A 14894-nucleotide genomic window follows, 5' to 3' on the forward strand; every position below is an offset into this window, starting at 1 on the left:
CTCCTCGAAGATTGAACGTGTTGATTCCGTTTTAACTGTCTTTTCAACAAGTAATACGGATCAATGCCTCATCTTCGAGGAGCGTTCTCACAATTTCACGCTATTATTTACGAACCAAAACGCTTTCGGGTCAGACACTAGCTATGAATTACCAACGGTACTTTCAAAGGCAAATATTGAATCAGCGCCTTTAGTGGAGACAGACCAGCCTGTTTCACGTCAGTACGAATCAGCATTAACGTCATTCTATAATTGGCCTGTTTACTGGGGGAGTTCACCCACTCCTATTATGAATCGGCCCACGGCGACTGCTGAACTTGAAGAACGCGTGGCTTCGAGGAATGGTGATCCCCACTTACGGAGTGTTGAGGAAATCACTGGTTACAAAATTCAATGTATGGAAGAGTCGCTCGGGCATGTAGAAGACATGATCGTGGATACAGAAAGCTGGAGTTTACGATATCTTGTAATTGATACCCGTAACTGGCTGCCAGGTAAGAAAGTGATCATTGCATTCGACTGGATCACTCATTTTACCTGGGACGATCGCAAGGCACATGTGGATTTAACAAAATCACAGGTCGAGAATGCTCCGGAATATGATCCTCGCCTGCCTGTCAATCGTGCATATGAAGCTCAACTCTATGATTTTTATGGACGTCCCACTTACTGGTAGAACAGCAGGAATTTCCTGAATACCAATCTGGCGTGACAAAGCTGTCTAACCTTAGTTTTTAACGGGCTACCGGTGCGCCTATAGCGAGCCAGGTCAGTTCTAAGAATGATAAATAAGAGGAAACCGTTATGAGAAATCACATCATCAATTCATGTTTTTTATCGCTGTCTCTGCTACTGATGTCGGCAACTTCGTTCACCCTGGCGGGCTGTGAAGAAAAAGAAAAAGTTCTTGATATTGAAACTCCCAACGGAGAACTCGAAATTGAGCGAGACAAATCCGATGGTGACATCGGTGTGGATCTCAAAAAGAAAGAATAGCTCCCAAGGAGCTGTTCTCAAGATTGATGTTCGCTGAGCATCGTTCTGGTCTCAGCAGCATGTTACTGATTTAAAAATTTTACTTCCAAAATTTTAATGTAGGAGAAAAATGATGAATTCAGATCAATTCGAAGGAAAATGGAAACAGATCAAAGGTCAGGCTAAACAGAAATGGGGAGAGCTGACTGATGATGAAATTAACCAGATTGATGGTAAACGCGAAGACTTGGTCGGAAAAGTCCAGGAACGCTATGGCATCGCTAAAGAAGAAGCAGAAAAACAGGTTGCTCAGTTTGAAAGCTCTTGCCATTGCTAAGACTATAAAACATGGTCGTTAATTAAACTATCAACAGCTGATAATAATCCATGTAGATAACTCAGGACTGCCGGCGAATATTCGCTCATACGGATTTAAATACCTATCGTTTAGATTCAGTCTGCTGTCTTATCTCATTCAAAATATTATCAGCTGTGATAGTTACTTCTGGTCATATCTAACTTCAATTTCTAAGATTCCCGAGGGAGAAATAACATGAAACGTTCTACTGCACTCGCAAGTATTTTTGCGTTTAGCGTCGCTACTCTATGCCTGGCCGGAAGCACCTGTGCTTTTGACAATCCGAATGAAGAGAAAGCAGCAACGCCTGATAATTCCAAAGCACACACGGGTGATAAATCTGAAACGAAACGTATGAAAAAAGCGGGAATTGTGACTCGCTCAAGTAAATTGATCGGTATGAACATCGAAAACCCTCAGGGACAGAGCCTGGGCGAAATCAGCGATCTGGTTATGAATACTTCGACAGGGGAAGTCCGATATGCGGCTGTCACCTACGGAGGTTTCCTGGGTTTGGGAAATAAAATGTTTGCAGTGCCCTTTGAAGCCTTCAACATCAAACAGAAGACTGATTCACCAAATGAGCACACACTGATTCTCAATGTGACGCAGAAGCAGCTGGAAGGTGCGACTGGTTTTGATGAGGATCACTGGCCAGACTTCGCGGATGCAAGCTATCTTGCTGATATTAACAAACGGTATGATGTAAAACGTAAAAAAATGAGCAAGAACGAAAAGCGTCAGGCCAAAACCAGTAAATTAGACTCCAAAACATCGGGAACGAATGTACGAGTCAGTCAGTTAAATGGCATGAACATTCAGAATTCACAAGGAAAAAGCGTTGGTGAAATCAAAGATATTGCCATCAATGTTACACAGGGAAATGTTCAATATGCAGCAGTCACCTACGGTGGATTCCTCGGCGTCGGTAACAAAATGTTTGCAGTGCCGTTCAAAGCCTTCAAATTGAAACAGAATCCAGAAGACCCTGAAGAGCAGATTCTGATTTTAAATGTCACACAGCAACAGCTGGAAGGTGCACAGGGATTTGATGAGGATCACTGGCCTGACTTCGCAGATCCGGATTTCTCCAAAGAACTTCATAAACGTTACCGCATTGATATCAATGGTAAAGATCGTGATTTGAAAGTAAAACTCGATACCTGAGTCAGTGCCAGAGCGTATTACATTTAACCCTGGCGTCTCTCAATCTATTGTACTCGGCCCAATGGCCTTGAAGACGCAACAGTAAAACTGGACACACTCTAGAATTTAACAAAGCTCCAGAGTTCCGAACGCTGTGAGGAGTGATTTACTGCTCACAGTGTTTTTTTCTATCATTTTTAACCATCACCGTATCATAATTGAATACACTTCATTCGTAACTATTCCTGAACCACTTAAGCAACACAGCAACGATGAGGAGGAACATCTGCGGATGAGAGCTCGATTTGAGAATCTATGGGATTCATTCCGGACCAGCTTCTGGTTCGTCCCCACGATCATGTCCTTGATGGCCATTTTGCTGGCGTTCGGCACGAATCAGTTGGATAGTATGCTGATTACGTCAGACCATTCACTCACTTGGTTTTCTACTACTGCGCACGCTGCCCGCTCGACATTATCCTCGGTAGCCGGAGCAACCATTGCGCTGGCGGGGGTCGTATTTTCCATCACAATCCTGTCTTTATCAATCGCGTCTTCGCAGTATGGTTCCCGGCTGGTGCGAAATGTCATGGGAGCCAGCATTGCTGATCTGGTGATAGGTCAATATGTTGGTACCAGTCTGTATTGTATGCTGGTCTTGCAGAATGTAAGAGAAGCCCATGGAGACAGTCCTGCATTTACTCCTCAGGTAGGAACTGCTGTGGGATTGATTCTGGGACTGATCAGCATGGGCATGCTGATCTGGTTTATTCATCATGTAGCAACCGCCATACAGGCCCCCACCATTATCACTGAAGTCTCTCGTGATCTGGAAGAAGCCATTAATCGCCTGTTTCCAGAACGAATGCAAGAGGAAGCACAGAATAAAGCTGATGTGGAACAGCCTGAAGATCTGAAACGTCAGACATTCAAGGAAATCTTATCCGGAGTAGGGAAAAATAATGTAACCGTTCCCTCAGAGCAGGAGGGCTATATCGAGGGGATCGATGGCGGCAGCCTGATCTCTCTAGCGACGGAACTGAACGGTGTCGTTGAATTGCTGTGTAAACCTGGCGATTACATTACCAAAGAACGATTGCTGGCGCGCGTCTGGTTCCAGGATCCGACTGAAACAGAAGAGGAGCGGGAAGAGCAGGCAACATCAGTTACCAATACCATTCATCGTGTTATCATTATAGGGTCCCGTCGCACTCCACGGCAGGATGTGAGTTATGCAGCACTGGAGCTGGTTGAAATCGCGGTGCGGGCACTTTCTCCGGGTATCAACGACCCCTTTACAGCGATGAATTGTGTGGATCGACTGGGAGGTGCAATGGGTCGGTTTGTAGAGCGTGCCAGACCTGCTCAGATTCAGCGGGACAGCGAATCAGTACCACGGGTATTAGTAACCTCTGCAGATGATTTTGCAGAGGTTTTGACTTGCTCATTCGGAATGATTCGCGAATATGGCGCCAGTAGCACCGCAGTTGCTCTCAAGATGCTGGAGGCCTTGTCTGGAATTGCCAGCCATGCCTCTCGCCCCGAAGACCTGAAGGTGATCCGTGAGGAAGCCGAAGCATTACAGAACGCATTTGAAGACCACCACACTATACAAGCAGACCGAAATAAATTTCAGCGGGCCTTACATCACTTAAAGGAGATATTGGAACCGGGACTTCCTTCTAAATAAGAGCAGAACCTGTCGTAGGCTGGGGCCTATCAATTTTTTTTCCCACTTAAAAATGTCAATCACGAGAGAGGAACACGATTATGGGAATCTTTCAATTTTTATTATTACTTCTCGTTGCTGCCATCTGTGGCGGTATTGCACAATCACTGGCAGGATATTCGCGTGGCGGTTGCCTGACTTCCATCGCACTGGGATTCATTGGCGCTTTGTTAGGCACCTGGCTTTCCAGTATACTGGGGCTACCTGAATTAATGACGGTGGACTTTGGGGATCAGCCATTTCCGATTCTGTGGTCGATCATCGGAGCTGCATTATTTGTATCGCTACTGAGTCTTATTTCATTTCGCAAGAAATGAAAGGTTCAGTCTTTCTGAATAAGATCGAACGCGCCTTCGGCGGCAATGATTGCCTGGGCAATTTCAATCAGTTTCATGCGTTTATGACTGGCCATTTTTTGAAGTTGTCGGAATGCTGTTTCTTCATCCAGACCAGCTGTTTTCATCAGGATTCCCTTTGCCTGTTCGATAGTTTTCCGAGCACATAAAGCGGCACGCAGGTCCTGGTTTTCCTGTTTGAGTTCAGCGAATTCTGCAGCTCGACGATGCACTAATAGAATACTGGGAGCAAGGTCGATTACCCGAATTGGTTCTACGAGCCAGGCCATAATATGATCAAGTGCAGCAGTCTCAACCAGTTCCAGATCACTCTTGGGGGTGACGATGATTCCCGGAATCGGAGTATCTTTTCCCACCAGAGTCAGTGCGCGTATTCCATCCATATCTGGCATTTTCACACCACTGATAACGAGATCCGGAAGCTGACGGGTGCAAGCCTGGATAATCGCCTCCCCTGTTTGAACAGTCCCCATGATCTGATGGCCCAGTTTACGAACTGCTTTCTGGATAAGCTGCAGAGTTTCACTGTTACCATGTGCAATCAGAACCTGCAGAGATTCCATCTCCATCATCGAAATTTCCTGCCCCCTGATAGATTTCAAATTCATATAAAAAAATACAATCAGGTCCTATTAAACCATATCGTCAGTGTTTACACCATCTCTCCGGTTTTTAAAATACGCGATATTTTTATGATATCGATTAATCGAATCAGAGTTCTATTTTTGAACTTCAGGAAGTACCGGTAGACTCAATGTTTAATATTGCTGAGACATCTAGACTGTGTCCAGTTTTTTGTAGCGTTTCCACGAGCATTTGGACTGAGTATAATGACACGAGAGGCCCTATGCTTAAATGTGACGCGATCTAGACTGTGTCCAGTTTTACTGTAGCGTCTTCAGGTCCATTTGGATCGAGCATATTAGATTGACAGACGCTATGGTTAAATGTGATGCGCCAAAGTTACTCGAATTGTCCTTTCTATACTGAAATGGTAATCCCATTATTTCTCTCTTGATTTATTGGTCGGTACTCACACAGAAACCAGAATTCCGACCTGGAGCGATATCGCGAATATGAAAAAAGTCATATTAGTCATTATTGATGCACTGGCATCCCGAGTTGTCCAGCCAGCGTTGAGAAAAGGCTTGCTGCCTCATTTCCAGCAACTCATTGAACATGGTGTATTGAGCGAGGAATGTACCTCCATTTTCCCATCCATTACACCAGCTGCCACCTGTACCCTGGCTACAGGAGCATATCCGTTCGAGCATGGAATCAGCGGTGCTTACTGGTATGACCGCGATTGGGATGAAATCGCTTATTTTGGTTCCGATCTGCAAGCAATCATGAATGAGGGCATGGGACGTTATATTAATGATTTTCAAATTAAATTGAACAGAGATCGTCTGCTGGTTCCTACGATCTTCGAATACATCGAGCAGCATGGATCTCTGACGGATGCGGTAGTCAACTTTATGTGGTATCGAGGTACCGTGGCACATGAGACTAGAGGGTATCCGAAAACTAAGAAAAGGGTGAACAGTCTGGCCTGAGATTTGCATGATTCTGCTCTCTGAAAGGAGGCTTTATCATGCCCACACGATCCCGTACAGAGCTAAGCCGGCTCGTCGACACGGGATCCAGGACGGACCCAACTGTAGAATTAACCGATAAACAATGGAGTTTAATTGAGGATTTATTCCCTTGGGAACCTCCGGCGCCCCAGGGTGGACGTCCCAAAGCAAAACCCAGAGCCTGTTTCAATGGTATAATGTGGATACTTCGGACAGGAGCCCGCTGGAAAGATTTACCAGAGAGGTATCCTCCAAAATCGACCTGTCACGACCGTTTGAAGGAATGGTCGGAGTCAGGTCTGTTCGATCAAGCATTAGAACGATTATTGAGAGCCTTGGAAGAATCGGAGATATTAGACCTGACAGAAACCTTTGCCGATGGCACATTTGCTTCGGCAAAAAAAGGGGTAAACAGGTTGGACCGACACGCCGTGGCAAAGGAACTAAGATTATGATTTGCGTGGACGCCCAGGGGATTCCCCTAGCAGTCGAGACGGAATCAGCCAACCGTAATGAAGCAATTCTGGTCGAACCGTTGATTGCAAAAATGACATTGAAAAAACGACATCCTCAGCGATTGATTTACGATAAAGCGGGAGATTCACAAAAATTGCGAGACTGTTTGGCTGAGCAGAATATCGATTTTATTTGTCCCCACCGGGACATCAAAAACCGAAAGCAGAAAAGCCAAGATGGTCGCAAGCTCCGACGTTACAAGCGACGTTGGATTGTTGAGAGGACGATCTCCTGGTTACATAATTATCGGCGAGTGGTGACACGATGGGAGTACCACAATCACCTTTACACAGGCTTTGTAAAGCTGGCCTGCCTGTTCACCATTATTAAACGGTTTTCGGACCACCTCTAGTACTCCACTGCTCCTGAACCTGACTCCCGGGGTGAAACTGGCGGAATCGATGACCGGGCCGCATACCATGTTTCTGGGCGAATTTGTTTCGACGCCGCTCTACGGCAATACCCTTTCGGCACGAGGTGGAGTAATGAGAAGATTCGGCTTCCACGATGATACCACGGCCGACTATCTACTGGGGATGGCTGAGCAGAACTGTCTACCCGATTTTACCCTGGCTTATTTTCCCAACAATGATTTTGACAGCCATTCAGAAGGACCAGAAAACGCGGTTTCGACTCTGCAGGCAGTCGACACTCACCTGGGAAAACTGATAGAAATCCTCGGCGGCATTGACCAGTTTCTGGAGAAGCATGTCATCCTGATTACAGGAGACCATTCACAGAGTGATCTGGATGATGATCCAGGAATCGATTTAAATGAAGTACTCGAGCAGTTCCAGGTCGTAGAAGCGGGGAAACCCTGGAATAGCTCTGAAGATTTAATGGTCTGCCCGAATATGCGATCCGCGCAAATCTATATGCAACCGGAATTATGGCAGCGTCGACATTCGGTGATTGACTGTCTGTTAAATTGTCCGGAGATTGATCAGGTTCTGTGGTGTGATCATGACAGTGGATTGAATGGCACAGATCAGCCAGCGTTTTATGTCCATACTCAGGATCGTGGAAATCTGGTGTTTAAACCGGCTCCAGACTCAAATGGTCATGCCCGCGATATCTATGGAACGGGCTGGATCTGGGACGGTGATTTAAATGCCGTTGATGCAAGTGTTACATCAGATCATCAAATTGAATTTGGTGATTACCCCAATGCATTTGAACGAATCGCAACTGGCTTTTCTGAAAAGACCGGGAATATCTGGGTGACTGCCCGCCTGGGTAAAGAATTCTGCCTACCGGGCATTAAGTGTAACCCTGAGGGGTCACACGGTTCGCTGCATTTCTTAGATTCAACTGCCCCCCTGATCGCAGCGGGACTGCCAGTTAATTTCGCGTTGCCGGCTGCACCTCGTATTATCGATATGACGCCGATCTGCCTGCAGTTGCTGGGACTGAAACCATCACGCCAGCCTGGCGACAGTGCGATTAACACTCCTATGAACGGCTAGGCTGTGTCCAGTTTTACTGTAGCGTCTCCAGAGACATAGGGACCGGGTTTAATAAAACGTGAGGCGACATCATCAGTTGAGGTGTCAGTAGTTGTAGAGGATACAGTTCAAGCCGGGCAGCTTAACCGGACAGAATGCGGGCGACAGGCTGCAGAGATTTAAAATGATCACAAGAGATCTTGACCATACCGATCAGGGGAACAGCCAGTAGAATACCACCGACTCCCCAGGCCCAACCCCAGAAAATAATACAGATAAATACCAGTGCCGGGTTAAGCTTCATCGAACGCCCTAAAATCATGGGCGTAAATACATTCCCTTCCAAGGTGTTAATCACGATATACATCAACGGCCCAATAATGGCTTCTGCTGGCGTATTCAAATAGACAATCCCGATCAAAAAAGTAACTGCTGCACCAATAAATGCTCCCACAAATGGTATGAAATTGAGAGTGGCTGCCATGATCCCCAGAAGGATGGGATCGGGGAGCCCAAGCAACCACATCACAGTTCCGATGATAATACCCAGACAAATATTGATTGCTGTAATGGTCACCAGATACCGGGAAATACCGAGCTCTACGTTACGAATCATCGTCACGAGGCCTCGTTTATCTTCGAGGGTCGGCATTAATTCGACAACGGAATTCAAGGTCCGATGCCCCATCGCCAGTAGAAGATAGACCAGAACCACGGTGATGGTAACACCCGCCAGAAAATTAACAGTTGAGCTCAAGAGGTAACTGGTTACCGGGGGCTGTTGAATTGAGACCTTGACTACATCGTCTTTTTCTTTTCCCGAAGCAATATCAGAAACCTGAGAGGAAGCCTGATCGATTTTATCTACCGGGTCGATGATAAAACGCAGCTTCTGCTCTGCTTTTCTAAATGTGGCTGGAGCACTCGACAGCCAATCAGATACTGGAGACGCCAGTACATAACTCATAAAACCAAGGGAAAAAGTGAGGGAGAGTACAACGATCGCAGCAGCAAGCCACTCAGGTATGGGAGTGATCCGTGTCAGAAATCGAACTAATGGTGCCAGAAGAAAGAATAGAACAATCGCCAGGGCGATGGGAATAAGAATAGCCCGAGCAAAATACAAAGCGTGTACCACGCCTAATGTTGCCAGAATGGCCAGAGAGACCCGCCCGTAGTTTCTATTTTTGATCTTGTCCATCAAAACAAGAGCAGACACAGCTTGTTCTTCCCTGAGCTGCTCTTGTATCTGAGAACTCGACGGATCAGTATCAGTGTCATCGTTCACCTGAGATTCACCACGCTTGGTCTGGCAATCAGGTTCTTGAGAGGACGTAGTCAGGGACATGGGCAATTCTCCTTACGGGCAAGCATCAAAGCAGAGAGTTCCCCCCCTGATACACTGATGAATTCTTACCAGGGTTTTAATTTCCAACCCACGATAAATCCAATTCCAAAACACCAGAGAGCAGCTGTCCCAGGATTCTGCTTAGCATATGTGGAAACATAGTCGACCAGATCATCTACCGGTTGCAGCTGTTCAGCAACTCCGGCGGACGTAGCATAGTTTTCTGTTGACTGGCCCGTTGATTGGGCATGTTGAGAAGTAGTAGCATTCATATTCATCATTGATTTCCTTTCAAATACCTAGTTTAAAATTGTGAGCACGCATGTCAGACAGCATTTTGCCGATTACGATGCTTTTGAGAAATGATCGTTTTAATCCATTGGATATTACTGCGTAATTCCCTTCCGGAGCGTTGCACTATACTTAAGCTTTTAAGCAAACCCCTCCAGGCATAAAATAATAAACCGGCAGCAATGCACAAGCCTGATACTGCTACGGTCAGCATGGAAGATGCCAGTGTAAACTCAAAAGTATTACTGAGCCACCACGAGCAAGCCAGCAGTAATACTGGAAACGCGCCAATACACAAACCCAACCCCAGCGCCATAAAAACTACAGGTATTACCGACTCCCGCATCGCATCTCGCGTATCAACTGAGAGTAATTCAACCTGTAACTCTCCGAGCGCCAGCAGATCTGCTCCCAAGTCTCCCAGGTCACCTCTCATGTCAGGCTTAGATTCTGACTGAAATGTTCCATTTTGCCCTATCATCGTTTCACCCACCAACCTGCAAATAATCCTGCCAACAAACTGAACTTCAGAGCCTCGCCTGGCTGATTACAGATCTCCTCTCGCAAATGCTCTTTCCATTGCGTAATGAGAGACATCGGACTAATTTCGTTTGGGGCACGTTCAGGCTGAGAGATTCCCTCTGCCATCTGATTTGCATGTTTTCTGTTTTGAATTTGACCATGGTACATGTTATTAAAATCTCCGGTCGAGCTGATTCTCATACGAGTTAGAAGAAGTAGAACCTGTATCATAAGCTGTAGCGCCTGACACACCACTCCCTCTCTGCTCCTGACTTAATATGGATGTCAAATGTCTGGCGACTTGTGCGGCTGCAGCCCGCATCGCAAGTCCGGATAAAAATGTAAATGCTGTTCTGACAACCCCTGTTTTCGCATCATCGTCAGCATCTTCAGCTTCTTTATTGATTACCAGACGTTTCTTTTTAGCCAGCTTTAACAGCTCTTCAGTGTAAGGATTACTAACCTTTAACTTCCTGGGGACGATAAGAAAACCAAAAGCAGCAGCAGCGCCGACGCAGGCCCAGGGATAATGCCTGATATAATATTGCCAGTCAGTAAGTTTCGAAGCAGATTGCTTAATATGATAAACATCATCGTCCAGCTCCCGCCGGATTTCATGCATGGTACGGCGAATCTCTTCTGCTCGATTGTTTTCAGGCTGACTGGCCACTTTTTTGGCTCCTGTCTGATAATTTATATCGTCCCGTTAATTGCTAATCTGTTCAACGCTGGATCGTACTGATGTCACTTAGACTGAAAGCGAATCAGGAACGAAAATGCTTTCTCAGAGAGGCTGGCACAATCTCAGACAGAGAATCACGGACGCTGTTTCCCACGCGGTCCATAAAGGCTTCATCGCGTGTAAAGTATCTTGATGACCCACGAAACATTGACCCTAATAACAGCCCTGCTCCTATTCCGACTCCCAGGCTAATCAGTACTGATTTGACCGGTTCCTCTTCCACATAATGACTTACCTGAGAAGATTTAGAAGTTACAGACTTCTTAACCTGATCATGCGAGGCAGGTACAATGTGTTTTTCCAGATCTTCGTATTGATGAATCATGTTTCACTCCCTGTTAGATTCAGATTTGACTATTTGCTATTTAATTATGAATTAGCGACGCCAGACCAGGCTTACAATCACACCTGCGATCAAACCAGTACCAAAGGCAACTGCCACTGACTCGGCAGGATGCTTACGAACGGTCTGCTCTGCTTCTCGATACCCTTTTTGAACAGTCTGATTCACCTGCTCATATTGCTCTCGCGCCGCTTCTGAAGCATGTGAGAACTGTTCTCTCGAGTTTTTGACAGCTTCGTTGAACGTTTCTCCGACCTTTCCCGCCATCGATGATGCCGAATGGGAAAGACTTTCAACCATGGAATCGAGTTCTCGTTGGATGTCGCTTCTTGTTTCACCTGTTTTCTGCTGAATCTTCCCAACAAGTTGATCCGTCTTGCCTTCCAGTCCATCTAGATCACTCGAACTGAGCTGGCTCCATTTTTCCTCAATACGCCCCCGAATTTCATTCCAGTGACCGCGAAGTTCTTCTCGAGTGGTCATTTTCCTCTCCTTATCTTATCAGTTGGATTACTTAACTTAATTTGAAACGCTGAACGTTAATAAAACTAAATTGCAAGTCGTATGCCACTTTGTCTTTCTACTACCCGTCCCTTGGATCAAACAGGTTAAAATCACATAAAAACCCTTCTTACACAGTCCGAAGTTACATTTTTATCAGTTTTAAATATTTAATCTGGAGCCAGATTGGGGCCGGATTTTTCATTTTTGAGCGGTCGCCAGTGTGCCAGACTGACTCGCTTTCGATCAAAATCATTCGCTCGTGATAGAAAATCGCAGTCTTCTTTTGAAAACGGATTTTAAATGTGAGTGATTCGACAGAAATTCGATCCCTGACATCAATCGCAATAGATGTTGAAGTGTCAATACTGCCAACAGGTTACATATTAGTACCGTTCTCCCCTGTTTTTTTGCAGACCTGAGAACTCAGGAAAAGCGGAATACAAAATGCGTCTTCTCTCCAGAAACAGGACTGTGTCAGATACGTAAATCACACTTTGTTTTGGCACTCATTGACGGGCCGCTGTCATGCGAGGTTTTTCTGAGAAACTGTTTCTCAAGTTAGCTGCACCAGACATGCCCGACGAATTCACTTGAGAGATGAGGCTTTTGAATCAAGGGGCATGCCACAACAGAGGAGAATTAACAATGACTGGAAAAATGGACTGTTATGGTCTATCTCGCAGTGGCGCACGACATGCCGTCAATCAGGATCAATTTCTGATTGCCGATTTGGAAAAATCAATGCGAATTCATTCAAGCAGTCTGAGCCTGGATCATAATTCCAGACTGTATGGTAGCTCGCAGGCAAAACTGCTGATGGTAGCTGATGGTGTAGGTCAGTCTAACTCTGGGGACCTGGCAAGTCGTCTGGTGACAGACTGTATTTCAAGGTATCTTCTGAATGAAATGGAATGGTTTCTGCGATGCAACGAGGATACAGACGCAGAATTGTATCGAGAATTCTTAACTGCCTTCGAACTCTGTCAGGAGCGACTGGAGCACGATATTCAGGATCACCCGGAACGCTCGGGGATGGAAACGACTTTAACACTCGCTTATCTGACCTGGCCTCAGTTGTATCTCGTGCATGCCGGTCACAGTCGCTGTTATCTGTATCGAAACTCACAACTGCATCAATTAACGAGAGATCACAGTTTTGCAGAACGACTGATAACCAGCGGCGCATTGGATGTCGATGATGTTCCGGAGATCTGGCAGGAACTACTGGTCAATTCTATCGGGGGCAATGAAGACAGCGCATTAAATCCTGAAATCGTCAAAACAGAGATACGGGTGGGAGACACATTGCTCTTATGCACTGATGGTTTAACCAGAGAACTTCCCGATCTGATTATCGCCGAAATTCTCGGCAAGGACTTGATGGCTGATGAAACTTGCATTCGCCTCGTGAATCAGGCAATAGCTCAGGGCGGGACAGATAATATCACAGCAGTTGTCGCCAGGTTTCTGGATCTGGGTGATCAGGATGTCTCTCTGACTGTATCTCTCGATGCCGATACCGGAACACCAGAGCATTCCGTTGACTCTACTGATAAAGACAACAGTCAGAAACCGGAAACAAACCATGATCGGGTTAAACAACAGGATCAGGTCCTGTGAGGGAATGGAGCATCGTTTCCCGCTCATTTCATCTGGCTTCGTCTGGCAGATTGACTTCGATGCACATGACAGTTGTGGCATGTAACACACTTTTCGAGATTGACGAGGCGAAACCCACTACTGCTGGATTTCAGCCTCTATTAATTAAGATTCCAGGCAAGTGACTTAGATTCACGGACATAGTATTTGCTCTTCCAGATCGCTTTGAATCCGGACTTCAGTGATTCGAAAGGCTGGCGAACTGGATATCGATTTCCTGAATGGGAATCGCTCTGCTTACAGGCGCGGTCTGGCGTTCCACAATTATTTTAATAATCGTTCTGGAACAAATGTCACCAAGTGGGCTAATCGACTCGATCTGTTCGGCCAGTTGAATCTCTCTGGTATGGAATGACTGGTGGTCGGTCTACGATCGCTGGACAAGGAACTGACGGCGTCTCGATTGTTTACCGATTATGAATTCCACAATCGAGAGTGGCTGGATGGTCTGAATGTGAATATTCAGACTCTGTTTTTTGAGGTAGATCCGTCACTAACAGCAGTAAAAACGTAGAGATGAGTAACCTCTCATTAACATGTTGCAGAATATTGAGATCTGTCGAGCGTGACCGGGGCTGAAATCACGCTTGAACAGCACGACTTGTCGAAATTACAGGCAATCGGGTACAATCACTTCAGACTGCTCCGGATGATTCTGGATACCTGACGCGAGTTATGAACTCGACTCTATAACGACTGGGAGATTTGTTGATTGTTTGATGAGTACGAAGACCCTGAGATTTTTCTCAACCGGTTACGAGAGAATCCGGAGGGGGTGCTTGCGGACGAATATAACCGCTACCGGGACCGTCTGTGGCGTATCATCAATTTTCGACTGGATACACGCCTGCTGGGGCGCGTCGATGCGGATGACATACTACAGGAAGCGTATCTTGACGCGTCCACTCGGATCGAACATTATCTGAATGATCCGGCGACCACGTTTTTTATCTGGCTGCGAACGATCGTCGGACAGACTATGATTGACGTACATCGACGACATCTGGGTGCTCAAAAGCGAGATGTGCGTCGTGAAGTAAAAGCAAAGCGTCGCGTTTTTTCAGCCTCAACTTCCTTTCAGATTGCGAATGTCCTTCTAGGTGACATGACTTCACCCAGTCAGGCGGCCCTTAAGGAAGAACTGGCGATTCAGCTGCGGGAAGCTCTGGAAACATTAAATGAGATTGATCGAGAAATTCTGGTCCTGAGGCATTTTGAAGAACTATCCAATCTTGAAGCATCAGAAGTTCTGGAAATTGAACCCAAAACAGCCAGTATGCGATATTTTCGTGCTCTGACCAGATTACGCTCCATTCTGGTCCAGATCCCTGGTATTATAGAGTAAAACCTTCATTGAAGCGTATTTCTTTACAGATCGAAATC

At 46.0% G+C, this 14894-nt stretch carries 21 protein-coding genes; 14 read left to right on the plus strand and 7 right to left on the minus strand.

What is annotated here, in order from left to right; genetic code table 11:
- The first annotated feature begins 289 nt into the window (after positions 1-289).
- The 6 genes from Pan161_RS09000 to Pan161_RS09030 all read left to right on the plus strand — a co-directional run bounded on the left by Pan161_RS09000 (position 290) and on the right by Pan161_RS09030 (position 4525).
- Positions 290-676 carry a PRC-barrel domain-containing protein gene (locus Pan161_RS09000; RefSeq protein ID WP_145226007.1) on the plus strand — a complete coding sequence of 129 codons (387 nt, stop codon included), beginning with the start codon at positions 290-292 and terminating at the stop codon, positions 674-676.
- 128 nt (positions 677-804) lie between these two features.
- Positions 805-996 carry a hypothetical protein gene (locus Pan161_RS09005; RefSeq protein WP_145226009.1) on the plus strand — a complete coding sequence of 64 codons (192 nt, stop codon included), beginning with the start codon at positions 805-807 and terminating at the stop codon, positions 994-996.
- Positions 997-1105: 109 nt separating this feature from the next.
- On the plus strand, positions 1106-1312 hold the full coding sequence (locus Pan161_RS09010) for a CsbD family protein (protein WP_145226011.1): 207 nt from the start codon (positions 1106-1108) through the stop codon (positions 1310-1312).
- A gap of 216 nt (positions 1313-1528) precedes the next feature.
- Positions 1529-2500, plus strand: coding sequence for a PRC-barrel domain-containing protein (locus Pan161_RS30495; protein ID WP_197995787.1), 972 nt, complete (start codon positions 1529-1531; stop codon positions 2498-2500).
- A gap of 271 nt (positions 2501-2771) precedes the next feature.
- Positions 2772-4169 carry a DUF2254 domain-containing protein gene (locus Pan161_RS09025; protein ID WP_145226013.1) on the plus strand — a complete coding sequence of 466 codons (1398 nt, stop codon included), beginning with the start codon at positions 2772-2774 and terminating at the stop codon, positions 4167-4169.
- An 80-nt stretch (positions 4170-4249) separates the two neighbouring features.
- Complete coding sequence (locus Pan161_RS09030) at positions 4250-4525, plus strand: GlsB/YeaQ/YmgE family stress response membrane protein (protein ID WP_145226015.1); 276 nt, start codon at positions 4250-4252, stop codon at positions 4523-4525.
- A 5-nt stretch (positions 4526-4530) separates the two neighbouring features.
- On the opposite strand, the gene Pan161_RS09035 is transcribed toward Pan161_RS09030, so the two are convergent.
- On the minus strand, positions 4531-5136 hold the full coding sequence (locus Pan161_RS09035) for an ANTAR domain-containing response regulator (protein WP_197995788.1): 606 nt from the start codon (positions 5134-5136) through the stop codon (positions 4531-4533).
- 504 nt (positions 5137-5640) lie between these two features.
- Here Pan161_RS09035 and Pan161_RS09040 point away from each other — a divergent pair.
- From Pan161_RS09040 to Pan161_RS09055, 4 genes are read left to right on the plus strand one after another with little or no spacing between them, the layout of a single operon-like run.
- Positions 5641-6120 carry an alkaline phosphatase family protein gene (locus Pan161_RS09040; protein WP_145226019.1) on the plus strand — a complete coding sequence of 160 codons (480 nt, stop codon included), beginning with the start codon at positions 5641-5643 and terminating at the stop codon, positions 6118-6120.
- Positions 6121-6158: 38 nt separating this feature from the next.
- Positions 6159-6596 carry a transposase gene (locus Pan161_RS09045; RefSeq protein ID WP_145226021.1) on the plus strand — a complete coding sequence of 146 codons (438 nt, stop codon included), beginning with the start codon at positions 6159-6161 and terminating at the stop codon, positions 6594-6596.
- Positions 6593-7009 carry a transposase gene (locus tag Pan161_RS09050; protein ID WP_197995936.1) on the plus strand — a complete coding sequence of 139 codons (417 nt, stop codon included), beginning with the start codon at positions 6593-6595 and terminating at the stop codon, positions 7007-7009. The genes Pan161_RS09045 and Pan161_RS09050 overlap by 4 nt, the downstream gene beginning before the upstream one ends.
- A gap of 49 nt (positions 7010-7058) precedes the next feature.
- The gene (locus Pan161_RS09055; protein ID WP_145226025.1) at positions 7059-8123 is read left to right on the plus strand and encodes an alkaline phosphatase family protein; all 1065 of its coding nucleotides are present in this window, start codon (positions 7059-7061) and stop codon (positions 8121-8123) included.
- Between the two features lie 121 nt (positions 8124-8244).
- On the opposite strand, the gene Pan161_RS09060 is transcribed toward Pan161_RS09055, so the two are convergent.
- The 6 genes from Pan161_RS09060 to Pan161_RS09085 form a co-directional block, all read right to left on the minus strand.
- Entirely contained in the window at positions 8245-9450 is a 1206-nt protein-coding gene (locus Pan161_RS09060) for an AI-2E family transporter (protein ID WP_145226027.1), read from the minus strand.
- Between the two features lie 65 nt (positions 9451-9515).
- A complete protein-coding gene (locus tag Pan161_RS09065; protein ID WP_145226029.1) occupies positions 9516-9731 on the minus strand; it encodes a hypothetical protein in 216 nt (71 codons plus the stop codon).
- A 44-nt stretch (positions 9732-9775) separates the two neighbouring features.
- Complete coding sequence (locus Pan161_RS09070) at positions 9776-10234, minus strand: phage holin family protein (protein WP_145226031.1); 459 nt, start codon at positions 10232-10234, stop codon at positions 9776-9778.
- Between the two features lie 201 nt (positions 10235-10435).
- Positions 10436-10933 carry a hypothetical protein gene (locus tag Pan161_RS09075; protein ID WP_145226033.1) on the minus strand — a complete coding sequence of 166 codons (498 nt, stop codon included), beginning with the start codon at positions 10931-10933 and terminating at the stop codon, positions 10436-10438.
- A 94-nt stretch (positions 10934-11027) separates the two neighbouring features.
- Complete coding sequence (locus tag Pan161_RS09080) at positions 11028-11330, minus strand: DUF883 C-terminal domain-containing protein (protein WP_145226035.1); 303 nt, start codon at positions 11328-11330, stop codon at positions 11028-11030.
- Positions 11331-11381: 51 nt separating this feature from the next.
- On the minus strand, positions 11382-11831 hold the full coding sequence (locus tag Pan161_RS09085) for a CsbD family protein (RefSeq protein ID WP_145226037.1): 450 nt from the start codon (positions 11829-11831) through the stop codon (positions 11382-11384).
- Positions 11832-12497: 666 nt separating this feature from the next.
- Between Pan161_RS09085 and Pan161_RS09090 the strand changes: the two genes are divergently transcribed.
- The 4 genes from Pan161_RS09090 (at position 12498) to Pan161_RS09095 (ending at position 14856) form a co-directional block, all read left to right on the plus strand.
- Positions 12498-13472, plus strand: coding sequence for a PP2C family protein-serine/threonine phosphatase (locus Pan161_RS09090; RefSeq protein WP_197995790.1), 975 nt, complete (start codon positions 12498-12500; stop codon positions 13470-13472).
- 220 nt (positions 13473-13692) lie between these two features.
- A complete protein-coding gene (locus Pan161_RS30500; RefSeq protein WP_197995791.1) occupies positions 13693-13866 on the plus strand; it encodes a hypothetical protein in 174 nt (57 codons plus the stop codon).
- A gap of 3 nt (positions 13867-13869) precedes the next feature.
- Positions 13870-14025: a hypothetical protein gene (locus tag Pan161_RS30505; protein ID WP_197995792.1), complete on the plus strand. Its 156-nt coding sequence runs from the start codon at positions 13870-13872 to the stop codon at positions 14023-14025.
- A 198-nt stretch (positions 14026-14223) separates the two neighbouring features.
- Positions 14224-14856 (plus strand): sigma-70 family RNA polymerase sigma factor, encoded by a 633-nt coding sequence (locus tag Pan161_RS09095; RefSeq protein WP_145226041.1) that lies wholly within the window; start codon positions 14224-14226, stop codon positions 14854-14856.
- The last annotated feature ends 38 nt before the right edge of the window (positions 14857-14894 follow it).

Origin of the sequence: Gimesia algae, assembly GCF_007746795.1 — a bacterium.
Lineage (GTDB): Bacteria > Planctomycetota > Planctomycetia > Planctomycetales > Planctomycetaceae > Gimesia > Gimesia algae.